Here is a 21,361-nt window from a genome sequence, read left to right as displayed (position 1 = left end):
GCGACCGCACCCCAACTCTCCCCGCAAGGGGGAGGGGCTCCGTCCCTACCGCAATGCAAAGGAACCCCAGGTCATGCATATCCTCATCATCGGCGCGGCGGGCATGGTCGGCCGCAAGCTCACGGAACGGCTGGTCCGAGACGGAGCGCTCGGCGGCAAGACGATCACGCGCGCCACGCTGCACGACATCGTGGAGCCGCCCGTCCCGGCGGGTGCGCCTTTCGCCGTGAAGACGCTCGCCTCCGATTTCTCTCAGCCGGGCGAAGCCGAGAAGCTGGTGGCCGAGCGACCGGATGTCATCTTCCATCTCGCGGCCATCGTCTCCGGCGAGGCGGAGGCGGATTTCGACAAGGGCTACCGCATCAATCTCGACGGCACGCGTTATCTCTTCGACGCGGTGCGCGCGATCGAGGGCTATGTGCCGCGCCTCGTCTTCACCTCCTCGATCGCGGTGTTCGGCGCGCCCTTCCCCGACGCGATCGGCGACGAGTTCTTCACCACGCCGCTGACGAGCTACGGCGCGCAGAAGGCGATCGGCGAACTGCTCCTTGCGGATTACACCCGCCGTGGCTTCTTCGACGGCATCGGCATCCGCCTACCGACGATCTGCGTCAGGCCGGGCAAGCCGAACAAGGCGGCGTCGGGCTTCTTCTCCAACATCATTCGCGAGCCGCTGTCCGGTATCGAGGCGGTGCTGCCCGTGGGCGAGGACGTGCGCCACTGGCACGCGAGCCCGCGTTCGGCCGTCGGCTTCCTCATCCACGCCGCGACCATCGAGGGCGAAAAGGTGGGGCCGCGTCGCAACCTCACCATGCCGGGCCTCTCCGTGACCGTGGGCGAGCAACTCGAGGCGCTGCGGCGCATCGCCGGCGACAAGGCGGTGGCGCTGGTCAGGCACGAGCCGGATCCGGGCATCATGAAGATTGTCGCTGGCTGGCCGCGCAACTTCGATGCCAGCCGCGCCCTCTCCCTCGGCTTCAAGGCGGAGGCGTCCTTCGACGACATCATCCGCGTGCATATCGAGGATGAGCTCGGTGGCAAACTGGGGGTGTGACGGGAAGGAGCACGCAAGCTGGCATTCTTCGATGTGGTCAGGCCCGCGCTGGCCGCCGGCACCCACGTCTTTGCCGGCTGAGCAACGTCAACGGCGAAGATGGCCGGGATAGGCCCGGCCAAGACGTGGGGAAACGGTGGCATTTTATCTCGACCGAACAGCCGTGGGGCATCAAGCGCCCGTGGCGGGCGAGGAAGGCCTGACTCGAACGCCCCCGGTCGCGCCTTCCCCCACGAAGCGGTGGGGAGGGGCGGGGCGATGCCGCAGGCCGGCGGTCGCCGATTGAAAGTTGGGAGAGAGCGTTGCTGGTCGGGGATTGCCGGCATGCTCGTGACGAGCGTCGGCGCCCCCCACTCCTAGCCCCTCCTCGCCGCAAGCGGGGGGGGGGGGAGGGGGACAGGGCCCTCTGGCGGCTGCGCTGCTCGATGAGTTCAGCTGCGCGTCACTTCCGCGGCCAGGGCGTCTCGGCGACCGGCGTCTTCGGGCCCTTGCCCTCGAACCAGGACACGAGGTTGTCGACGACGAGCTGGCCCATGGCGTTGCGGGTGTAGACCGAGGCGGAGCCGACGTGGGGCAGCAGCACCACGTGATCCATGGCGATGAGCTCGGCCGGCACGCGCGGCTCGTCCTCGAAGACATCGAGGCCGGCGGAGAGGATCTTGCGGTCGCGCAGGGCGGCGACCAGCGCCTTCTCGTCGACGACGGTGCCGCGGCCGACATTGATGAGGATGCCGTCCGGGCCGAGCGCCTCCAGCACCTCGGCATTGACGATGTGATGCGTCGCCGTCCCGCCCGGCGCGACCACCATCAGCACGTCGACGTCGCGTGCCATGGCGAGGAGGTTGTCGTAGTAGCGGTAGGGCACGTCCGCCTGGCGGCTGCGGCCGTGGTAGGCGATGTCAAGGCCGAAGGCGGCGCAACGCTCGGCGATGGCCTTGCCGATGCGACCGAGGCCGAGGATGCCGACCTTGCGCTCGCGCAGCGTGGCGGTGAGCGGATAGGGCTTCTCCAGCCACTTGCCGGCGCGCAGATAACGGTCCACCTGCGGAATCTGGCGCACGGTGGCGAGAAGCAGACCGAGTGCGAGGTCCGCCACCTCGTCCGTGAGCACGTCTGGCGTGTTGGTGACGATGACGCCACGCTCGGCTGCCGCCTTCACGTCGATGCCGTCATAGCCGACGCCGAAATTGGCGATGATCTCGAGCGCCGGTAGCTTCTCGATCAGTGCCCTGTCGGCCTTGCCGGCGCCACCGGCCGCGACACCGCGGATGCGCGGGCCTACCTCGCGGAAGAAGGCTGCCTCGTCCGCGACCTGGGCGAGCTTGTGCAAGGTGAAGTGCTGCGTCAGTCCATCCTCGATGAGAGGCATGATGGGGCGGACGAGGAGAATGTCGGGCTTGCTCACGGGCGCGTTTCCCTGGCTGTCGTTCGGTTTCGTCGGGCTTAAGCGTTTAAACGATTGAATTCAAGTTGAGACGCGGCTAGCGTTGGGTGAACAAGGATGCCGCCGACGCGGCACGCCAAGAATTGCCGGATACCGGCGATGGGGGGAACAGCCTTCGCGGGCCCAGGGGAGGGGACAGCGTGCGCAACCGGTGCGCGTCATCTCAGCTTTTCGCGATGAGCGGGTTTTCGTCTTGCGTAGCGATTGCGTTTGACGAACGATCTCGCGTGTCCTGATGCTTTCCGTGGAAGGCATCGGGGAAAGTGGTGATGCGGCCGGTGGCGCCGCTCGAACAGGGACGGTCGACTTAAATGGCATCGGTTGAAATTCGAGACGTGCGCAAGGCGTTTGGCGCGACCCAGGTCATCCACGGCGTGTCGATCGACATCGTGGACGGCGAGTTCGTGATTCTCGTCGGCCCTTCCGGATGCGGCAAGTCGACCCTGCTGCGGATGGTGGCCGGCCTCGAGAACGTGACGGGCGGCGAAATCCGCATTGGCGAACGCGTCGTGAACGATGTGCCGCCGAAGGAGCGGGACATCGCCATGGTTTTCCAGAACTACGCGCTCTATCCGCACATGACGGTGGCGGATAACATGGCCTTCTCGCTCAAGCTGCGGAACGCACCCAAGAGCGAGATCGAGGCCCGTGTCAAGAAGGCGGCCGACATCCTCGGCCTCGGCCATCTGCTTGACCGCTACCCGCGCCAGCTCTCGGGCGGCCAGCGCCAGCGCGTCGCCATGGGCCGCGCCATCGTACGCGACCCGCAGGTCTTCCTTTTTGACGAGCCGCTGTCGAACCTCGATGCCAAGCTGCGTGTGCAGATGCGCACCGAGATCAAGGAACTGCACCAGCGCCTGAAGACCACGACGGTCTACGTCACGCATGACCAGATCGAGGCCATGACCATGGCCGACAAGATCGTTGTCATGCACGACGGCATCGTCGAGCAGATGGGCGCGCCGCTTGAGCTCTACGACAGGCCCGCCAACATGTTCGTCGCCGGCTTCATCGGCTCGCCGGCCATGAACTTCATCAAGGGCAGCATCACGGCTAACGGCAAGGCGGTCTTCAGGACAGAGGGCGGCCTCGAGCTGCCGCTGGCTACGGCGCCGGCCGGTGCAGACGGGCGTCCGGCCGTCTATGGCATCCGGCCAGAGCATTTCGTTATTGACGAGGCGAACGGCATCCCGGCCGAGGTCGTCGTCGTCGAACCGACGGGCTCGGAGACCCAGGTCTTCGCCAAACTCGGCGGGCAGGACATTGTCGGCGTCTTCCGCGAGCGCGTCACCGTCGGCCCGGGCGACACCATCCCGCTCACGCCCAATCCCGCGCTCGTTCACCTGTTCGACGCGCAGACGGGTCAGCGCCTGTAAGGCTTCGGCCGCGGCCTTGCGGCCGCGGCTGCATGGCGGTGTCTTCATGCAGAATGGCCAAGGGACGGCCGCACCGCGCCCATGAGTTGCGTCCCATCATATCGGAGGATTGCCCATGACCATTTCGAGACGCGATCTGCTTCTCGGCAGCGCCGGCCTTGCCGCCGGCGCCGCCGGCATGTCCATGCTCGGCTCCGTGCCGGCCCGTGCCCAGTCCGCCATGAAGTTCACGCCCGAGCAGGGCGCCTCATTGCGGGTGTTGCGCTGGTCACCCTTCGTCAAGGGCGACGAGGACGCTTGGCTCGCCAATACCAAGAAATTCACGGAAGCCACCGGCGTCGAGGTGCGCATCGACAAGGAGAGCTGGGAAGACATCCGGCCGAAGGCGGCGGTCGCGGCCAATGTCGGCTCCGGGCCGGATGTCATGTGGGTGTGGTTCGACGACGCGCACCAGTATCCCGACAAGCTCCTCGACGTGACCGACCTTGCCAACGACCTCGGCTCGCGCTACGGCGGCTGGTACGCTGGCCCCGAGGGCTATGCCAAGCGCGACGGGCGGTTCATCGGCCTGCCGCTCGCCACCATCGGCAACGCCCTGTGCTATCGCGATAGCTGGGTTAAGGAAGCTGGCTTCAGCGAGTTTCCGAAGGACACCAAGGGCTTCCTCGAGCTCTGCAAGGCACTGAAGGCCAAGGGCCACCCGGCGGGCTTCCCGCACGGCAAGGCCGTTGGCGACGGCAACAACTACGCCCACTGGCTGCTGTGGAGCCATGGCGGCAAGATGGTCGACGAGAACGGCAAAGTCGTCATCAACAGCCCGGAGACGATCGAGGCGCTGAAATATGCCCGCGAGCTCTACCAGACCTTCATCCCCGGCACGGAGAGCTGGCTCGACGTCAACAACAACCGCGCGTTCCTCGCGGGCGAGATCTCGGTGACGGCGAACGGCGTGTCGCTCTACTACGCCGCCAAGAACGATCCGAAACTCGCCGAGATGGCGGCGGACATCAAGACGACCAACCTGCCGATCGGACCGGTTGGCCAGTCTGTCGAGCTGCACCAGACGACGACGGCGGTGATCTTCAAGTACACGAAGTTCCCGCAGGCGGCGCAGGCCTATCTGCAGTTCATGTTCGAGGCCGACCAGATGAACAACTGGATCCAGGGCTCGAGCGCCTATTGCTGCCAGACCTTGAAGGCCTTCGCCAGCAATCCGGTGTGGACGTCGGATCCGGTGCACGCGCCCTATGCCAAGGCCTCCGAGACGCTGCGCCCGAACGGTTATGCCGGGCCGCTCGGCTATGCTTCGGCAGCGGTCATGGCGGATTACGTGCTCGTCGACATGTTCGCCGAGGCAGCGACCGGCCAGCGCACGCCGGAAGATGCGGCCAAGCGCGCCGAGCAGCGCGCCAACCGCTACTACCGCGTCTGATCGATCACGAGGCGGCGGCGCCGCCGCCGCCTCCTCAAGGCCGCCGCGGCCCGTCAAACCCGGCCGCGTGGCGGTCTCGTTCACTGTGAAACCGGAGAGCGGCGTATGTCCGTCAGTGCCGATTCGATCCCGGCCGCCCCCTCATCGCGCTGGAGCCTGTCGCGGCTTGCGCACGACCATAATGTCCTCGGCGTCCTGTTCCTGTTGCCAGCGGCCGCGTTCCTGCTGGTCTTCCTCACCTATCCCCTCGGCCTCGGTGTCTGGCTGGGGTTCACAGACACGCGCATCGGCCGCTCGGGCATCTTCGTCGGGCTGGAGAATTACCAGCTCTTGTGGGAAGACCACATCTTCTGGCTGTCGGTGTTCAACACCATCCTGTACACCACCGTCGCCTCGGTGCTGAAATTCGGGCTCGGCCTGTGGCTTGCCCTGCTTCTCAACGAGCGCCTGCCGTTCAAGGCCTTCTTCCGCGCCATCGTGCTGCTGCCTTGGGTCGTGCCGACCGTGCTGTCGGCGATCGCCTTCTGGTGGATCTACGACGCGCAGTTCTCCATCATCTCCTGGGCGCTAATCAAGATCGGCCTGATCGATTCCAACATCAACTTCCTTGGCGACGCGACGAATGCGCGGGCCTCGGTGATCGCAGCCAATGTCTGGCGCGGCATTCCCTTCGTCGCCATCTCGCTGCTCGCGGGCCTGCAGACCATTCCGCCTTCGCTGCACGAGGCGGCGACGCTGGACGGGGCAACATCATGGCAGCGCTTCCGCCACATCACGCTGCCCATGCTGACGCCGATCATCGCCGTTGTGATGACCTTCTCGGTGCTGTTCACGTTCACCGACTTCCAGCTCATCTACGTGCTGACGCGCGGCGGGCCGCTCAATGCGACACATCTCATGGCAACGCTGAGCTTCCAGCGGGCCATTCCCGGTGGGCAGCTGGGCGAGGGCGCGGCTATCGCGGTCGCCATGATTCCATTCCTGCTTGCCGCCATCCTGTTCAGCTATTTCGGCCTGCAACGCCGCCGCTGGCAGCAGGGCGGGGCCGATTGAGGGAGACATCGATGAGCGCTCCAACCCACACGGCGCCCCGCGAGGCCCTCGTTGGCGACGAGGGCGGGATGGGCTATCTCGAGCGCCTGCCGCGGCGACTCGTGACCGTCTACCTGCCCCTTCTCGTCTTCCTCTTCGTCTTGCTGTTCCCGTTCTACTGGATGGCGATCACCTCCATCAAACCGAATGCCCAGCTGACGGACTACAACAACTACAGCCCCTTCTGGGTGGTCGACCCGACGCTCGACCACATTCGCTACCTCCTGTTCGAGACCTCCTATCCGGGCTGGCTGGTTAACACGATGATCGTCGCGGTGGCGGCGACCTTCGTGTCGCTCGTCACCTCGGTGTTCGCGGCCTATGCCATCGAGCGGCTGCGCTTCACGGGCTCGCGCTTCGTCGGCCTCGCCATCTTCCTCGCCTATCTGGTGCCGCCGTCGATCCTGTTCATTCCGCTGGCCCTGATGGTGTTCAACTTCGGCATATACGACAGCAAGCTGGCGCTCATCTTCACCTATCCGACCTTCCTCGTACCGTTCTGCACGTGGCTGCTGATGGGCTATTTCCGCTCCATCCCCTACGAGCTCGAGGAATGCGCGCTGATCGACGGCGCCTCGCGCTGGCAGATCCTCGTCAAGGTGTTGCTGCCGTTGTCGGTGCCGGGCTTGATCTCGGCCGGCATCTTCGCCTTTACGCTGTCGTGGAACGAGTTCATCTACGCGCTCACCTTCATCGCCTCGTCGGAGAACAAGACGGTGCCGGTCGGCGTGCTGACGGAGCTGGTGCGCTCGGACGTCTATGAATGGGGGTCGCTGATGGCCGGGGCGCTCATCGGCTCCCTGCCGGTGGTCATCCTCTATTCCTTCTTCGTCGAGCACTACGTCTCGTCGATGACCGGCGCGGTGAAGGAATAGGGCCGGCTGGCCTGGTCATCATGCCCGCGCTCCTCGCGGGCATCCACGCCCTTGCCAACATCAGCGACGTCAAAGGCGTGGATGGCCGGGACGCGCCAGGCCATGACGAGAGGGGCGTGCACCGGGCCGTTGCAGACGATACGTCGCTCAACCTGGACGGTCGTGCGTTGTGCTGGCGCTGGGTCGAGAGATGGCCGGGCCCGCGGTTCGCTATCCGCCCCTTGTCACCGCAGCGGGCAGGTCGAGTTGCGCACGACGAGGCGCGGCTCGAGGAGGACGCGGCGCACCTCCGCCTGCGGTGAGGCAATGCGGCGGATGAGCAGCTCGGCGGCGCTCTGGCCCATTTCGAGCTGGCGGTTATGAACCGTCGTCAGGGCCGGATACCACTGGGCTGCCTCGGCGACGTCGTCGCAACCGACGACTGAAAAGTCGACGCCGGCCTCACGCCCCGCATGGCGCAGGCCGAGCATCGCGCCGAAGGCGACGAGGTCGTTGAAGCAGACGGCGGCCGTCGGCGGATCGTGAAGTCCGAGCAGACTCTGCACGCTGCGGAAGCCGAGCTCGCGCGTGCCGAAGCCCTCGACGACGAGGGCGGGATCGAAGCGGATGCCATGGCGGGCGAGGGTGTTGCGATAGCCGATCCTGCGGTTGTGCCCGGTCGAGATCAACTCGTTGCCGCCGATGAGCGCAATGCGCCGGTGGCCGAGCGCGAGCAGGTGCTCGACCGCCAGCTCCATGCCCCGCGCGTCGTCGGAGCCGGCGAAGTCGAGAGGGGCGTCAGGCACCTCGCGCGACACCTGCACGACGGGAATGCCCGCTGACGTCAGGATGCGCAGGTTGGCGACCGTGGTGCCACCGGCAGGGCAGATGATCATGCCGTCCGGCCGATATTCCCGGAGCGTCGCGAAGACCTTGTTCTGCTTCTCGAGACTCTCGGCATAGGTGCCTAGCAGGATGGTGAGGCCGTTGCGGCTCGCCGTGTCCTCGATCGTGCTGAGCAGTTCGGTGAAATAGGGGTTGGTGATGTCGTGGAAGGCGACCGCGATGATGTTGGTGCGGGCGGTGCGCAGGCTGGCGGCGCTGCGGTTGTAGACATAGCCGAGCTCGCGGGCGAGTTCCTGCACGCGCTGCTTGGTGCTTTCGGCCACCACGGCGCTGTCGCGTAGGGCGAGCGAGACGGTGGCCGTGGAGAGGGAGAGCTTGTCGGCGATGACCTGCAGGGTTACGCGGCCGCGCTCCTGGCCTTCGGTCATCAAGCCATCGACGGTCATGGTCTGCGCTTCCCCCTGGTCTGCCCCGCTTCGCCGGAGCCCTTTGCTTGTCCAGCAAGGACGCATTTTCAATCGAATTAAGTCAAGGGGCCATTTGGCGAAACGACATTCTGCGCCGCGGCGCGTGGCAAGATGTCCGTCTCAGCCTGCAGCCTGGCTCAGCGGGGCCTTCTGCACGCGCTCCCGGTACAGCAGATAGAGCCCGGATGCGACGACGATGCCGGCGCCCGCGAGCGTCCATCCGTCCGGCACATCGCCGAAGACGATGAGGCCGAGCGCGATCATCCACACGATCTGCGTGTAGATGAAAGGGGCGAGAATCGGGGCGGGGGCACGCCGGTGCGCCAGAATCAGCATCCAGTGCCCGAGCGCGCCGAAAGCGCCGACGGCGAACATCATGAGCCAGACCATGAGCGAGGCCGGAGCTGACCAGACGAAGGGAATGATCGGCGTCGTCAGCGCCACCCCGGCGAAGCCGGAATAGACCATCGTCGTCTCGGACGAATCATGGGCGGCGAGGACGCGCGTGGCGATGCTGTAAAGAGCATAGCAGACGGCGCCGGCGACGGAGAGCAGCGCGGCCGGATGCAGCCCGCCGATGCCGGGCCGGGTGACCACGAGGACGCCGATGAATCCGACGCCGATGGCGGCGAGGCGTCGCGGCCCCGCCCATTCGCCGAGGAGCGGGCCGGCGATCAGCGCGACGATGAGCGGCGTCGAAAAGAGGATCGACATCGTCTCGACGAGCTGCAGGTAGCGCAGCGCGAAGAAGTTGAGAATCGTTGACAGGAAGAGCAGCAGCGAGCGCCCGAGCTGCAGCGCGAGGCGGTTGGTCCTGAGAACGCCGGGATGCGTGGCGGGATTGATGAGCGCCGCCACAAAGATGATGCTGCCGATATAGCGCACCCACACCGTCTGGATAGGGTCCATGTAACGGTTGAGCCACTTGGCGCTGGTGTCGAGGCAGGCGAAGCACAGAAGGGCCCCGCACATCAGGGCGATCGCGACGAGCCGGTCCCTGCGCGCCCTTTCATCCGCCGCTTCGAGCGAGGCCTGCGTCATCCTGCCGATTTCAACCGTTTTGACCGAGCCATGCCCGACGCTAGACGAGGCGCGGGCGAAGAGCGAGTCGTCCCCCCGCAAAGCTCCCCTGCGCCTTGTGCGGTGCTGCGGCGATGCGGTGCTCAGCCAACGGAGGCGATCGCGGGCGCCTCCTCGATGTCGTCGGTGTCAGGATCCTCGTCGAGACTCTCGCCCTCGTCGGAGCTGCTGCCCGCGAGATTCCTGGCAGCCTTGCGCAGGAGCTTGCGCAGGCGCTTGGTGTCCTTGTTGTCGAAGCCCCGCAGCAGATCGTCCTCCACCTCGTTCCAGAGATTATCGATCGAGGCGGCGCGGCGGGAGCCCTCGTCGGTCAGCCTCACGACGACGATGCGGGCGTCACCCGGCTCTGTGGCGCGCTGGACAAGCCCCTGAGCCGCGAGCCGAGCGATGGTCTTGGAGGCGGTGGGCGGCTTGACGCGCAGGAGGCCGGCGAGCTCACCCATGGTCAGCGTCTTGCCGCCGACGAGGGCCTGGAGCACCTGCTCCTGGCCCGGGAACAGGCCGAGGCCGTTGAGCCGCTCGCCGACGCGCGTGCGGTGGAGGCGGGCCGCGTGGACAAGTGCCCACCCGACACTCTTGGCGACCGGGTGCTTCATTGCGGGCCTCGAACAGTTTCGCTCATCGAAGGGCTTGCCTTGCCGTCGAAATAATGACCGGCAGGCCGTGACACTTCAATGACGGCCTGAGCCTATCGTCGGTCAGACACGGCCGAGGACGCGCGAAACCCTGGCGAGAAAGCGCCGGCGCTCGTCCGCCGTCACGGTGTCCATGCCGTGCAGGCCGAGCCAGAGGCGCTTGCACCTGAGGCCGCACAGGGCGCCGATGCCGGTCAGCAGCATGCGCCGGCCGGGCATGCCCATGAACCACCACCACCAGCGCGGGCTGCCGAGGGTGGAGACGACGGCGAGAAAGCGGATGTGGCCCATGGTGCCGAGGGTCGTCTTGCCGCGCTCGGGCATGCGGAAGGTGGCATGCGGCACGAAGACGCGATCGAGCCAGCCCTTGAGCATCGCCGGCGGCCCGTACCACCAGGTGGGGTGGACGAAGACGAGCCCTTCCGCCCAGCGCAGCAGGGCGAGATGGCCGGCGACCGGCTCCTCGTTGGTGCCGGGCGTGTGATAGCCGCGGCGCTCGTCCGCGCTCATTACCGGGTCGAAGCCCTCGGCATAGAGATCGAGCAGGTGCACGTCGTGCCCTCGGCCCGACAGGGCAGAGAGGGCGGTGTCGCGCACCGCCGCGGTGAAGCTGTCCGCGCAAGGGTGGCAGTAGACGAGGAGGATGCGCATCGCTGCCGCCCGGCGTCAGGCGGCGCGGTCGGCAAGGCCAGGAAAGAGGTAGGTCTTGCCCGACGTGTAATCGTAGTCCGGGTTCTCCCAGGCGATCATCTTGCCGGGGTTAAGGAGGCCCCGTGGGTCGGCCTCGCGCTTGAAGGCGAGTTGCACGGCATCGGTCTGCTTCATGCCACCCTCTTCGAGCGTGTAGCGATGCGGATTGAACACAGGCACGCCCATGTCCTCGTGGATGCGGATGATCTCGTCGAGGCGCTCCTCGCTGGTAAAGCGCACGAGCGGCAGGCCAAAGCAGGTGATCTTGCCGTCGAAGCGGACGAATTCGAGATGGGCCATCACCTCGTCGCCGAAGCGCTCGCGGGTCTTCTCGACGAGGTCGAGCTGGTTCGGGAAGGGATAGAGCGTCTGCAGATAGGTGATGCTCGGGTCGATACGCAGGGCGCGCAGCGTCGTGTGGTTCCAGGCGAGCTCGAAGGCGGGCGGCAGGCCGCGCAGCTCCTCGGGACTCATCACGTCCTGGCGGAAGAGCACCTCCGCCCCCGCGAAGCGGCGGGTGAAGGCGAGGGTGGCGTCGAGCGCGTGCTCCGCCACCATGACGACGGCGATGTGCTTCTCGCGCGGCAGGAACTTCTGGTGGCGCAGGAAGACGTCGTGCGGCACCGGCGCGGCGATGACGGCGAGCTCCTTCAGGAGGAGCCCGTCCTGCTCGCCGAGGGCGTTGGCATAGGCCGCGGCCGCAGCCAGCGTGTCGAAGCCGACAATGACGTCGACCCAGGTATAGGCCGGCGCCAGCGGCACGGAGACTTCCGTGATGATGCCGTTGGTGCCGTAGGCATGGGCCACCTTGTGCAGGTCGTCGCCCGTGAGCGTCAGGACGCGCGGGCTCGCCTCCATGGTCGCGACCTTGAGCGAGAGGACGTTGCCGGCATCGCGCAAGCCGCCCCAGCGGATGGAGCCGACGCCGCCCGAGCCGCCGGCGATGAAGCCGCCGAGCGAGGCGGTGGCATAGGTGGACGGGAAGAGGCGCAGCTCCTGCCCGGAATGGGGCCGGGTCTGCCGGTCGATCTTGGCGAGCATGGCGCCGGGCTCGGCCACGAGGCGCCCGGGGCCGATCTCCTTGACCTTGTCCATGCCCGACATGTCGAGGACGACACCGCCAGAGAGTGGCATGGCCTGGCCGTAATTGCCGGTACCGGTGCCGCGCGGTGTGACCGGGATGCCGAGCTCGTAGGCGGCGGCGAGCACGCGCAGCACCTCGCTCTCGCTCGCGGGCGAGACGAGGATGTCGCCGGTGACGTTCTCGAGTTGGCGCTTGAGGGTCGGCGAATACCAGAAGAAGTCGCGGCTCTTCTGGCGCACGAGGGCCGGGTTGTCCTCTGTCTTGATACCGTCGATGCGGCTCTTCAGCCCCTCGATGTCGTAGCGGTGGGTCATCGGTCCTGTCCCTCTCGTTGCGCTGCGACCAGCCGGTCGAGTTCGTGATAGTCCGGCAGGGCCTCGTCGAGGGCCCGGCCGGCCACGACGACGACGCGGTCCGCCTGTGGCCGTGCCAGAAGTTCCGTCCAGCTGCGCGCCCGTGTTAGCACGAGGTCGGCCGGGCCACCCTCGGCGAGCCGGCCCGCGTCGGCAAGGCGCATCACGTCGCCCGGCGTCGTCGTCACCGTCGCGATCCAGTCGTCGCCGTTGTGGTCGAGATGGGCGACGCGCGTCGCTTCGCGGAAGACCTCGACCATGTCGAGGTCGCCGTAAGCGTAGAAGGGGTCGCGCGTGTTGTCGCTCGCCACCATCACCGGCACTCCGGCGGCCTTCAACTCGTGCAGGGGCGCGACGCCGCGCCAGCGTGGCGTGCGTCCCGGGCGGCGATCCTGCAGGTACATGTTGCACATCGGCAGCGAGACCACGGCAATGCCCGCTTCGCCCAGCTTGTCGATAACGCGCGCGGCATCGGTTTCATTCTGCAGGGCCAGCGAGCAGCAGTGGCCGGCGAGGATGCGGCCCTTGAAGCGGTGGCGCATGGCGGCGTCGGCGATGCGCTCGAGGCTGCGCGCCTCGGGGGCGTCGCTCTCGTCAACATGGAAGTCGAGGTCGAGGCCGTTGGCTGCGGCGGCCATGAAGATGCGATCGAGGGCAAGATCGAGCGCCGCATCTGGCGCGGCGCCGAGGAAGGTGACGCCGCCGAGGACGCCGCCATGACGGGCGACGGTGGCGACGATGTCGCGGAATTGCGGCTCGTCGCCGGTGACGATGTCGCAGGTGAAGAGCGCGGTTGCCTGTAGGGCGATGCGCCCCTTCCACGCCTCGCGCATCTCGGCGAAGACCGGCCAGGAGATGGCGGTCTGCGGCCCGAGCGAGTCGAGATGCGTGCGCACGGCGCCCGTGCCGTGGGCGAGGGCGCAGCGCAGGGCGAAGTCCATGCGGGCGGCGACGTCTTCGGCGCTCCAGAAGGCAATGCGATCCCGCCCGGCGCTGTCGAGCGCGCCCATGAAGCTGCCGTCGGGGTTCGGTGTGCGCGGCCAGATGTGGCCCTTGTCGAGATGAGTATGCACGTCGACGAGGCGTGGCAGGACGATGCCGCCGTCGAGGCCGACCCGCGTCGGCGCGGACGCTGTTTCCTCGCCGCCACCGACGGGAGCGATGCGCGCGATGCGGCCGTCGGCCACGTGAATGTCGCAGCGCACGAGCCCTTCGACGGCGCCGCGTATGGCCGCCGCGGGCAGCACCGCCGCCGGCACCGTGGCGTCGGCGAGGACGAAGGCCGACGTGTCGGGAAGCGAAAGGAAGCCGCGGCTCACCTCAGGCCTCCCGCTTGCGGGCGCTCTCGTGCCAGCGGTGCAGCAGGAGATGGCTGAGGGCCGTGAAGAGGAGGAAGATGAGGATGCCCGCCACAGAGATCAGGAAGAGCGCCGCGAACATGCGCGGGATGTTGAGCCGGTAGCCCGATTCGATGATGCGGAAAGCAAGGCCCGAGCCCTGGCCCGCCGTGCCGGCGGCGATCTCGGCGACGATGGCGCCGATCAGCGCCAGCCCGCCGCCGATGCGCAGCCCGCCGAGGAAATAGGGCAGGGCGGCCGGCAGGCGCAGGTAGATGAGCTGCTTGAAGCGCGAGGCGCCGTAGAGGTCGAAGAGGTCGCGCAGGTTGTGATCCGCGGAGGCAAGCCCGAGCGCGGTGTTCGACAGGATGGGGAAGAAGGCGACGAGGAAAGCGCAGACGAGCACGGCCGTGCCCGGTTCGAGATAGATGAGCAGCAGCGGCGCGATGGCGACGATCGGCGTCACCTGCAGGATCACCGCAAAGGGGAAGAAGGACAGTTCGATCCAGCGCGACTGGGCGAAGAGGATGGCGAGCAGGACGCCCCCGACGACGGCGGCGAACAGCGCGAGAAAGGTGATGCGCAGCGTCACGAGCAGCGAGCCGAACAGCACCGGCCAGTCCTTGACGAGCGTCGCCGCGATCTGCGACGGCGCCGGCAGGATGTAGGGAGGGATCTCGTTGAGCTGAACCGCCGCCTCCCAGCCGGCGACGGCGAGGAGGAGAATCGCGACCGGCAGGAGGATGGCGGCGAGGCGCGTCGCATCCATGCGCGAGGGGCCGGAGGTTGCGGGCGTATCGTCTGTCGAGGCGCTCATCGTGGGCTGCTAGAGATGGTCGTCGGGCGCCATGGCGCCGTGCAGGGCGGCCGAGGCCTCGCGGCACAATTCGGCATAGCGCGCCGTGGCGCGGAAGCTCTCGCCACGCGGCATCGGCACGTCGACCTCGATCGTCGAAACGACGCGGCCGGGGCGCGCCGCCATCACCACGATGCGGCTCGACATGTAGACGCTCTCGTAGACCGAATGGGTGACGAAGACGACCGTACAGCCGAGCTCGGCCTTGAGGCGCAGGAGATCGTCGTTGAGCTTGAAGCGGGTGATCTCGTCGAGCGCGGCGAAGGGCTCGTCCATCAGGAGGATGGAGGGCTTCGTCGCCAGCGCGCGGGCGATGGAGACGCGCATCTTCATGCCGCCGGACAATTCGCGCGGATAGGCGCCGGCGAAGGCGGCGAGGCCGACGAGCGCGAGGCTGTCGCGGATCACCGGATCGGCCTTCGCCCGCGATACGCCCTTGAGGCGCAGGGGCAGCCAGACATTGTCCGCCACCGTCGCCCAGGGCATCAGCGTCGGCTCCTGGAAGACGAAGCCGATGTCGCCGCGGTGCTCGCCGGGATCGTGGCGGACGATGGAGACCTCGCCGCACGTCGCCCGGCCGAGGCCCGCCATCAGCCGCAGCGCCGTCGATTTGCCGCAGCCCGATGGCCCGAGCAGCGACAGGAACTCGCCCGGAAAGACGTCGAGGTTGAGGTTCTCGAGCGCCATCGTGCCGTTGGAGAACGTCTTGCCGACCCCGATGAGGGAGACGACCGGTTCCCGGTCCGCGACGGTCGGCGACAGCGAAGCGAGCATCATTAGGTCTCGAGTGTCGTTGAATCTCGTGCCGCCGGGCGACACGCCGCGCATTCGTCTTGGCGTCGATTGCGTCAGTGCTTGCACTCCCCGCCCCGGCGCGTCAACCGCCGGGGGCGAGCCGCTGCCGGTTTCCGACCGCTTCCTCTTCCCGTCAGTTCAGGTCCCGATCAATTCTTGGGTTTGAGGTCGAGGCCGACACCCTTGTTCACGAACTGGAGGGTGTAGCTCTTCTTGTAGTCGAGGTCCGCCGGCACGACGCCGGCCTTCACCATCTTGTCGAAGAAGTCCTTCATGCGCTCGTCGGTCATCGCGCCAATGCCCTTATCGCTCGCGTCGCCCGAATCGACGATGCCGTATTCCTTCATCTTGGCGACAGAATAGGCGATCTGCTCGTCAGTCATCTCCGGGTTGTCGCGCTTGATGGCTTCGTTGGCCTTGGCGTTGTCGCCGTAGAGGTAATTGTACCAGCCGATGGCCGAGGCATCGACGAAGCGCTGCACGAGGTCGGGGTTCTTCTCGACGAGATCGCGGCGCGTCTCGACGGTCGTCGCATAGGTCGAGAAACCGTAGTCGGCGAGCAGGAAGACGTTGGGCTTGAAGCCGGCCTCGCGCTCGACGGCCAGTGGCTCGGAGGTGAGGTAGCCCTGCTGGCCCGCTTTCTTGTCCGCGATGAAGGGGGCGGCATTGTAGTTGTAGGGGCGGACCTGGCTCTCGCTGAAGCCGTACTGGCTCACCATCCACTGGTAGAAGGAGGCAAGGCCCTCCTTGGAGATCAGCAGCGTGGCGCCCTTGAGATCCTCCCACTTGTCCATGCCAGGGTGCGAGATGATGACCTGCGGGTCCTTCTGGAAATGGGCGGCGACGACGAGGGTCGGGATGTTCTCCTGGACGGCCGAGAAGGCCTGGATCATGTTGCCGCCCATGTAAAAGTCGAGCTTGCCGACCGGGAGCAGCATGCGGTTGTTGGACTGCGGCCCGCCGGGGACGATCTCGACGTCGAGGCCGTATTTCGCGTAGGTGCCGTCGACGACGGCCTGGTAATAGCCGCCATGCTCGGCCTGGGCGACCCAGTTGGTGCCGAAGCGTACCTTGTCGAGCGCCTCGGCACCGCTCGTTGCAGCGAGGATGGCAAGAGCAGTCACACCTGCTGCCAGTGCCTTTGAACCGTTCATGCGCTGCCTCCCTCTTGCGCAGCCTTCCAGCTAAGACGCCTGTTGTGCGATGCCAGCGCGCCGGTTGGCAAGGTTCAACGGCGATCCCGGCACGGCGCTGGCAAGACCCGTGCCGGACAGGAACGGTCCCGCCCGGTGCATGGCGCCCTTCCCATTCGGGCGTTGCCGTGATGCGGCGTGTCCGCGATGGTGTGGCAAGTCTCCGAGCAACGGACGGACAAGAATGAACAAGGCCCATAGCCCGGCGGGTGTCCGCCCGCCCTTCGCCCGCTACAGCCATGCCGTCGAGGTGCAGGCCGGCAGCCGCATGCTGTTCGCTTCCGGCCAACTCGGCATCAGCGTCAACGACGAGGTGCCGGAGGACGCCGGCGCCCAGGCCGAACTGTGCTTTCGCGCGATCGGCGCGATCCTGGCGGAGGCGGACATGGATTTCGGCGATATCGTGCGCATCAACGCTTATGTCACCGACAGGGCCTTCATGAAGGCCTATATGGAGGTGCGCGACCGATTCGTGCGCGAGCCGCCGCCGGCCTCCACGCTGATGATCGTCTCCGGCTTCACGCGCGAGGAGTTCAAGGTGGAGGTGGAGATCATCGCCGCCGCCAAGGGCTGACGCCGGGCTGACATTCCGCAAGCCGAGGATCTGCCGCCATGTTTCCCTCTCGCTACTGGCTCGATCTGACGAGCGACGACTTCCGCCGTCTGCCCATGGACGAGGCGATCGCCGTGCTGCCGGTCGCTGCTGTCGAGCAGCACGGCCCGCACCTGCCGGTCGGCGTCGATACCCATATCATGCAGGGCTATCTCGACGCCGTGGCGCGGCGCCTGCCTGACGATCTATTCGTGCTGTTCCTGCCGGTGCAGTCGGTTGGCAAGTCGAACGAGCATCTCGCCTATCCGGGTACACTCACCTTGTCGGCCGAGACGGCCATGCGGGCCTGGACCGAGATCGGCGAGAGCGTCGCCCGCGCCGGTTGTCGCAAGCTCGTCATCGTCAACTCGCATGGCGGCAACGTCGCTATCATCGACATCGTGGCCCGTGAGTTGCGCGTCGCCTGCGACATGCTGGTGGTCTCGGCTTCCTGGCATCGCTTCGGCTATCCCGACCTCTTCGCCGCGCGCGAATTGAGGCACGGCATCCATGCGGGCGAGGTGGAGACCTCGCTGATGCTCGCCTTCCGGCCCGACACAGTGCGCATGGACAAGGCCGAGAACTTCGAGCCGCGCTCGCTCGCCATGGAGCAACGCTATCGCCACATCGGCATCGGCACGGCAACGTCCTTCGGCTGGATGAGCCAGGACCTGCATGAGGCTGGCGCCATGGGCGATGCCGCGCGCGCCAGCCGCGAGAAAGGCGAGGCCTGCGCCATTCACGGCGCCGAGGCCTTCATCGCCATGCTGCGCGAGGTGGCGGATTGTCCGCCGCCGCAGCCGTGGCAAAAAGAGGGTTACTGAGCCCCTTCACTGGCTCGACCAGGGATAGATCCAGGTTTCGGTCAGCGCCTTGTCGCCGGCGCGCAGGAAAGCGCGCACATCGCCTGTCTGGCCCTCCGGCACCTCGATATCGATGGAGGCGCGGAAGCCGCCGATGGCCGGATTCGGCAGCACGAAGGCGCGCGTGACCTGGCCGGCCGAGATGCTGGCATCGACCTGCACCAGTTGCGGGTCGCCGAGATAATAGGGCAGGTCGTCGCCGTTGAAATCGACGAGATAGCGTCGCGCCCCCGCCGGCACCGGCTCGTCCGAACCGTGCGCCTTCGGCACGGTGACGAAGGTGTTGAGCACCTTGCCGCCGGGATGCATCTCCGTCTCCCGGTCGAGGGCGGTGATGCGGTAGCCGAAGGTCAGTTCCTGCCCGCGATCCGGCGTCTGGCGCGGGATCCATGCGGCGACGATGTTGTCGTTCGTCTCGTCGCCGGTGGGCAGTTCGACGAGTTCCACATGCCCCTCGCCCCAGTCGCCGCGCGGCTCGATCCAGTAGCTCGGGCGTGTCTGATAGTGCAGGTCGAGGTCCTGATAGTGTGAGAAATGCCGGTCCCGCTGCATCAGACCGAAGCCGCGCGGGTTCCTCTCGACGAAGGCGGCGATGGCGGGACGCGCGGGATTGCGCAGGGGACGCCAGATCCATTCGCCCGAGCCGGAATGGATGAGCAGGCCGTCCGAATCGTGCAGCTCCGGCCGGTAGCCCGTGTCGAGGTGGCGGTCGTTCTCGCCAGAGAAGAACATCGAGGTCAGCGGCGCTATGCCGAGCTTCGGGATGCTGGTGCGCGGGAACAGCGTCGCCGTCACGTCGAGGACGCTCTGCGCCGCGGGGTAGAGGTGGAACTGGAAGGCTCCCGCGATGGAGGGGCTGTCGAGCAGGGCGTAGATCGTGGCGCGCTCGGCATTGGCTTCCGGGTTCTCGATCCAGAACTCTCGGAAGACGGGAAATTCCTCGGGTTCCCCGCCGGCGTTGACGGCGAGCCCGCGCGCCGAAAGCCCGTAGTGCTGGTTGCGGCCGAGGAAGCGGAAATAGCTCGCGCCGAGAAAGGAGATGACCTCGTCGAGCACCTTCGGGTTGTTGAGTGGATAGTGCAGACGAAAGCCCGCGAAGCCCGTATTCACCGGCAGCGGCTTGTCGAGCTTGGTGCGGCCGTAGTCGAACATCTGGGCGGAGAAGGGCACCGGCGTTGGCACGCCTTCGCGGATGACGTTGATCGTCACCGGCTGGCGGAAGAGGAAGCCGGGGTGGAAGAGCTGCATGCGGAAGGGCCCGCCACTCTGGGCGAGCAGGGCCTTGTCCGGACGGAAGCGGATGTCGCGGTAGGCATCGAAGTCGAGCTTGGCCAATACGTCGGCCACGGCGCTCGCCGGCCGCTCATAGGGTAGAGAACCGAGATCACGGGCCCGGCGAACGACCTCCTCGAAGCTGAAGGGCGGGCGGGCCTGCGGGCCACGGGCGGCGGGATCGACCTGCTGGGCGATGCCGGTCCGCGGCATCAGGGAAGCGGCGGCGGCCGTTGCGACGAGCTTGAGAAGGGTGCGGCGGTCCATCGTCATCTGCTGCGCTTTTCTGGTCCTCGTCCCATGGGAACAACGAGGCCGGAACGGTGCCATTCCGACCTTTAAGATCCCATCAATCCGCCCATGCGGCAGCATCAAGGCGGGGCTGCGCTGGGGGCACGAAATTTTTCGACATTTTTGCACGCTTCGGGTCTTGAGAGCGGCAGGCAACGATACTATTAAACGCATGCCCAATTTCGCACGTGCCTGTGGTCGCGTGCCGGTCGGTGGGCATCCGGACAAGAGGCCGGACAGCCGCCCGAAGCGCAAGCGCTTCGAACACTTGACTGGCAGCCGGAGGCGAAACCGGCGCACTCCGCTCTCCGCGGGGGACGCGGCTTAAAGCAACGACGGAACGGGCTTTTTTGGTCTCTACCGACCCTCCAAAGGTCGGCTCGGGCTACCGAAGAGGCTTGTCCATCATTGCCAGGCGTGCGGAAGGCATTCCTTCCAAAGCGTAGGCAGCACGTTCGGGTGTGAAACCCCTCGTCGTCGTCACGTCTCCACAGCGTGGCGACGCAGGCTATCGCATCCGTGTCATGCCGGGCGGTTTCGCCCCTGTTGAGCTTTGGGAGCAGGTCGATGACCGAGCGCATCCGCGAATTTCTGCGCAACCGACGAGAGGATGGTCCCTGCCTCGTGGTGGACCTCGACGTCGTGCGCGACAACTACCTCGATTTTGCGCGCGCGCTGCCGGACACGCGCGTGTTCTATGCCGTCAAGGCCAACCCCTCGCCGGAGGTGCTGAAGCTGCTCGCCGGCCTCGGCTCGTGCTTCGATACGGCGTCCGTCGCCGAGATCGAGATGGCCATGGCCGCCGGCGCGACACCGGACCGCATCTCCTTCGGCAACACCATCAAGAAGGAGCGTGACATCGCGCGCGCCTTCGCGCTCGGTGTGCGCCTCTATGCCGTCGACTGCGCGGACGAGGTGGAGAAGGTCGCCCGCGCCGCGCCCGGCGCCAAGGTCTTCTGCCGCATCCTCTGCGACGGCGCGGGTGCGGAGTGGCCGCTGTCGCGCAAGTTCGGCTGCGAGCCGTCGCTCGCCGTCGACGTGCTGGAGCACGCCCACCGCCTCGGCCTCGAGGCCTATGGCGTGTCCTTCCACGTCGGGTCGCAGCAGGGCAACACCGAGGCCTGGGATCAGGCTCTCGGCTCCGCAGCCGGCATCTTCCGCGAGTGCGCGGAGCGCGGCATCAACCTGTCGATGGTCAACCTTGGCGGCGGCTTCCCGACGCGCTACCTCAGGGACGTGCCGGCGGTCGAGGCCTATGGCTCGTCAATCTTCCAGGCGCTGTGCCGCCACTTCGGCAACGCGATTCCGGAGACGATCATCGAGCCGGGCCGCGGCATGGTCGGCAACGCCGGCATCATCGAGGCCGAGGTCGTGCTCATCTCGAAGAAGAGCGCGAGCGACGAGGTGCGCTGGGTCTATCTCGACATCGGCAAGTTCGGCGGCCTCGCCGAGACGATGGACGAGGCGATCCGCTACCCTATCCGCACGCCGCGCGATGGCGATGCGGTGGAGCCTTGCGTGCTCGCCGGGCCGACGTGCGATTCCGCCGACGTGCTCTACGAGAAGGTGCCCTATCCGTTGCCGGTCAGCCTGTCGATCGGCGACAAGGTGCTGATCGAGGGCACGGGCGCCTATACGACGACCTATTCGGCGGTCGCGTTCAACGGCTTCCCGCCGCTGAAGGCCTATCACATCTGAGCCGCGGCCCGTCTGGGTCCCGGCTCCGCCATCGTCGGGAGCCGGGCGGCCGGCTCC

General features: G+C 66.8%; 19 protein-coding genes. 8 read left to right on the top strand and 11 right to left on the bottom strand.

Going from position 1 to position 21,361, the window contains the following annotated elements:
- Positions 1-73 precede the first annotated feature (73 nt).
- Positions 74-1,054 carry a D-erythronate dehydrogenase gene (gene denD, locus ASC46_RS03120; RefSeq protein WP_055457792.1) on the top strand — a complete coding sequence of 327 codons (981 nt, stop codon included), beginning with the start codon at positions 74-76 and terminating at the stop codon, positions 1,052-1,054.
- A 442-nt stretch (positions 1,055-1,496) separates the two neighbouring features.
- Here denD and ASC46_RS03115 read toward each other — a convergent pair whose 3' ends face one another.
- The gene (locus ASC46_RS03115) at positions 1,497-2,459 is read right to left on the bottom strand and encodes a 2-hydroxyacid dehydrogenase (protein WP_210165961.1); all 963 of its coding nucleotides are present in this window, start codon (positions 2,457-2,459) and stop codon (positions 1,497-1,499) included.
- Positions 2,460-2,809: 350 nt separating this feature from the next.
- On the opposite strand from ASC46_RS03115, the gene ASC46_RS03110 reads away from it, so the two are divergent.
- The 4 genes from ASC46_RS03110 (at position 2,810) to ASC46_RS03095 (ending at position 7,273) form a co-directional block, all read left to right on the top strand.
- A complete protein-coding gene (locus ASC46_RS03110; protein ID WP_055457791.1) occupies positions 2,810-3,874 on the top strand; it encodes an ABC transporter ATP-binding protein in 1,065 nt (354 codons plus the stop codon).
- Between the two features lie 115 nt (positions 3,875-3,989).
- Positions 3,990-5,306, top strand: a complete 1,317-nt coding sequence (locus tag ASC46_RS03105) for an ABC transporter substrate-binding protein (protein WP_055457790.1) — start codon at positions 3,990-3,992, stop codon at positions 5,304-5,306.
- 105 nt (positions 5,307-5,411) lie between these two features.
- On the top strand, positions 5,412-6,359 hold the full coding sequence (locus ASC46_RS03100) for a carbohydrate ABC transporter permease (protein WP_055457789.1): 948 nt from the start codon (positions 5,412-5,414) through the stop codon (positions 6,357-6,359).
- Positions 6,360-6,370: 11 nt separating this feature from the next.
- Positions 6,371-7,273, top strand: a complete 903-nt coding sequence (locus ASC46_RS03095) for a carbohydrate ABC transporter permease (protein ID WP_055457788.1) — start codon at positions 6,371-6,373, stop codon at positions 7,271-7,273.
- Positions 7,274-7,497: 224 nt separating this feature from the next.
- Here ASC46_RS03095 and ASC46_RS03090 read toward each other — a convergent pair whose 3' ends face one another.
- The 9 genes from ASC46_RS03090 to ASC46_RS03050 form a co-directional block, all read right to left on the bottom strand.
- Complete coding sequence (locus tag ASC46_RS03090) at positions 7,498-8,544, bottom strand: LacI family DNA-binding transcriptional regulator (protein WP_055457787.1); 1,047 nt, start codon at positions 8,542-8,544, stop codon at positions 7,498-7,500.
- Between the two features lie 141 nt (positions 8,545-8,685).
- Positions 8,686-9,606, bottom strand: coding sequence for a DMT family transporter (locus ASC46_RS03085; protein ID WP_055457786.1), 921 nt, complete (start codon positions 9,604-9,606; stop codon positions 8,686-8,688).
- A gap of 122 nt (positions 9,607-9,728) precedes the next feature.
- Positions 9,729-10,241 carry a MarR family winged helix-turn-helix transcriptional regulator gene (locus ASC46_RS03080; protein ID WP_055457785.1) on the bottom strand — a complete coding sequence of 171 codons (513 nt, stop codon included), beginning with the start codon at positions 10,239-10,241 and terminating at the stop codon, positions 9,729-9,731.
- A 102-nt stretch (positions 10,242-10,343) separates the two neighbouring features.
- Complete coding sequence (locus tag ASC46_RS03075; protein WP_055457784.1) at positions 10,344-10,931, bottom strand: NAD(P)H-dependent oxidoreductase; 588 nt, start codon at positions 10,929-10,931, stop codon at positions 10,344-10,346.
- A 15-nt stretch (positions 10,932-10,946) separates the two neighbouring features.
- Positions 10,947-12,368: an FAD-binding oxidoreductase gene (locus tag ASC46_RS03070; protein WP_055457783.1), complete on the bottom strand. Its 1,422-nt coding sequence runs from the start codon at positions 12,366-12,368 to the stop codon at positions 10,947-10,949.
- Positions 12,365-13,726 carry a cytosine deaminase gene (locus ASC46_RS03065; protein ID WP_055457782.1) on the bottom strand — a complete coding sequence of 454 codons (1,362 nt, stop codon included), beginning with the start codon at positions 13,724-13,726 and terminating at the stop codon, positions 12,365-12,367. Before ASC46_RS03065 ends, ASC46_RS03070 begins: the two co-directional genes overlap by 4 nt.
- Position 13,727: 1 nt before the next feature.
- The gene (locus ASC46_RS03060; RefSeq protein ID WP_055457781.1) at positions 13,728-14,561 is read right to left on the bottom strand and encodes an ABC transporter permease; all 834 of its coding nucleotides are present in this window, start codon (positions 14,559-14,561) and stop codon (positions 13,728-13,730) included.
- A gap of 9 nt (positions 14,562-14,570) precedes the next feature.
- Positions 14,571-15,377 carry an ABC transporter ATP-binding protein gene (locus ASC46_RS03055; protein WP_055457780.1) on the bottom strand — a complete coding sequence of 269 codons (807 nt, stop codon included), beginning with the start codon at positions 15,375-15,377 and terminating at the stop codon, positions 14,571-14,573.
- Positions 15,378-15,544: 167 nt separating this feature from the next.
- A complete protein-coding gene (locus ASC46_RS03050) occupies positions 15,545-16,549 on the bottom strand; it encodes an ABC transporter substrate-binding protein (RefSeq protein WP_055457779.1) in 1,005 nt (334 codons plus the stop codon).
- A 223-nt stretch (positions 16,550-16,772) separates the two neighbouring features.
- On the opposite strand from ASC46_RS03050, the gene ASC46_RS03045 reads away from it, so the two are divergent.
- Together ASC46_RS03045 and ASC46_RS03040 are read left to right on the top strand one after the other, a co-directional pair.
- Positions 16,773-17,162: a RidA family protein gene (locus ASC46_RS03045; RefSeq protein WP_055457778.1), complete on the top strand. Its 390-nt coding sequence runs from the start codon at positions 16,773-16,775 to the stop codon at positions 17,160-17,162.
- Positions 17,163-17,200: 38 nt separating this feature from the next.
- Positions 17,201-18,004, top strand: coding sequence for a creatininase family protein (locus ASC46_RS03040; protein ID WP_055457777.1), 804 nt, complete (start codon positions 17,201-17,203; stop codon positions 18,002-18,004).
- Between the two features lie 6 nt (positions 18,005-18,010).
- On the opposite strand, the gene ASC46_RS03035 is transcribed toward ASC46_RS03040, so the two are convergent.
- Positions 18,011-19,588: an OpgD/OpgG family glucan biosynthesis protein gene (locus ASC46_RS03035; RefSeq protein ID WP_055457776.1), complete on the bottom strand. Its 1,578-nt coding sequence runs from the start codon at positions 19,586-19,588 to the stop codon at positions 18,011-18,013.
- Between the two features lie 585 nt (positions 19,589-20,173).
- On the opposite strand from ASC46_RS03035, the gene ASC46_RS03030 reads away from it, so the two are divergent.
- The gene (locus ASC46_RS03030) at positions 20,174-21,304 is read left to right on the top strand and encodes a type III PLP-dependent enzyme (protein ID WP_055457775.1); all 1,131 of its coding nucleotides are present in this window, start codon (positions 20,174-20,176) and stop codon (positions 21,302-21,304) included.
- Positions 21,305-21,361: the final 57 nt, after the last annotated feature.

It is taken from the genome of Chelatococcus sambhunathii (assembly GCF_001418005.1).
Classification (GTDB): Bacteria; Pseudomonadota; Alphaproteobacteria; order Rhizobiales; family Beijerinckiaceae; genus Chelatococcus_A; species Chelatococcus_A sambhunathii.
This window is presented reverse-complemented; position numbering and strand designations above follow the sequence as displayed.

What these genes read in the sequence shown, in the direction of transcription:
- ASC46_RS03030 (WP_055457775.1), top strand. Translation starts at nt 20,174, where the DNA reads ATGACCGAGCGCATCCGCGAATTTCTGCGCAACCGACGAGAGGATGGT.
- ASC46_RS03035 (WP_055457776.1), bottom strand. Translation starts at nt 19,588, where the DNA reads ATGACGATGGACCGCCGCACCCTTCTCAAGCTCGTCGCAACGGCCGCC.
- ASC46_RS03040 (WP_055457777.1), top strand. Translation starts at nt 17,201, where the DNA reads ATGTTTCCCTCTCGCTACTGGCTCGATCTGACGAGCGACGACTTCCGC.
- ASC46_RS03045 (WP_055457778.1), top strand. Translation starts at nt 16,773, where the DNA reads ATGAACAAGGCCCATAGCCCGGCGGGTGTCCGCCCGCCCTTCGCCCGC.
- ASC46_RS03070 (WP_055457783.1), bottom strand. Translation starts at nt 12,368, where the DNA reads ATGACCCACCGCTACGACATCGAGGGGCTGAAGAGCCGCATCGACGGT.
- ASC46_RS03055 (WP_055457780.1), bottom strand. Translation starts at nt 15,377, where the DNA reads ATGATGCTCGCTTCGCTGTCGCCGACCGTCGCGGACCGGGAACCGGTC.
- ASC46_RS03085 (WP_055457786.1), bottom strand. Translation starts at nt 9,606, where the DNA reads ATGACGCAGGCCTCGCTCGAAGCGGCGGATGAAAGGGCGCGCAGGGAC.
- ASC46_RS03060 (WP_055457781.1), bottom strand. Translation starts at nt 14,561, where the DNA reads ATGAGCGCCTCGACAGACGATACGCCCGCAACCTCCGGCCCCTCGCGC.
- ASC46_RS03110 (WP_055457791.1), top strand. Translation starts at nt 2,810, where the DNA reads ATGGCATCGGTTGAAATTCGAGACGTGCGCAAGGCGTTTGGCGCGACC.
- ASC46_RS03090 (WP_055457787.1), bottom strand. Translation starts at nt 8,544, where the DNA reads ATGACCGTCGATGGCTTGATGACCGAAGGCCAGGAGCGCGGCCGCGTA.
- denD (WP_055457792.1), top strand. Translation starts at nt 74, where the DNA reads ATGCATATCCTCATCATCGGCGCGGCGGGCATGGTCGGCCGCAAGCTC.
- ASC46_RS03080 (WP_055457785.1), bottom strand. Translation starts at nt 10,241, where the DNA reads ATGAAGCACCCGGTCGCCAAGAGTGTCGGGTGGGCACTTGTCCACGCG.
- ASC46_RS03075 (WP_055457784.1), bottom strand. Translation starts at nt 10,931, where the DNA reads ATGCGCATCCTCCTCGTCTACTGCCACCCTTGCGCGGACAGCTTCACC.
- ASC46_RS03105 (WP_055457790.1), top strand. Translation starts at nt 3,990, where the DNA reads ATGACCATTTCGAGACGCGATCTGCTTCTCGGCAGCGCCGGCCTTGCC.
- ASC46_RS03095 (WP_055457788.1), top strand. Translation starts at nt 6,371, where the DNA reads ATGAGCGCTCCAACCCACACGGCGCCCCGCGAGGCCCTCGTTGGCGAC.
- ASC46_RS03050 (WP_055457779.1), bottom strand. Translation starts at nt 16,549, where the DNA reads ATGAACGGTTCAAAGGCACTGGCAGCAGGTGTGACTGCTCTTGCCATC.
- ASC46_RS03100 (WP_055457789.1), top strand. Translation starts at nt 5,412, where the DNA reads ATGTCCGTCAGTGCCGATTCGATCCCGGCCGCCCCCTCATCGCGCTGG.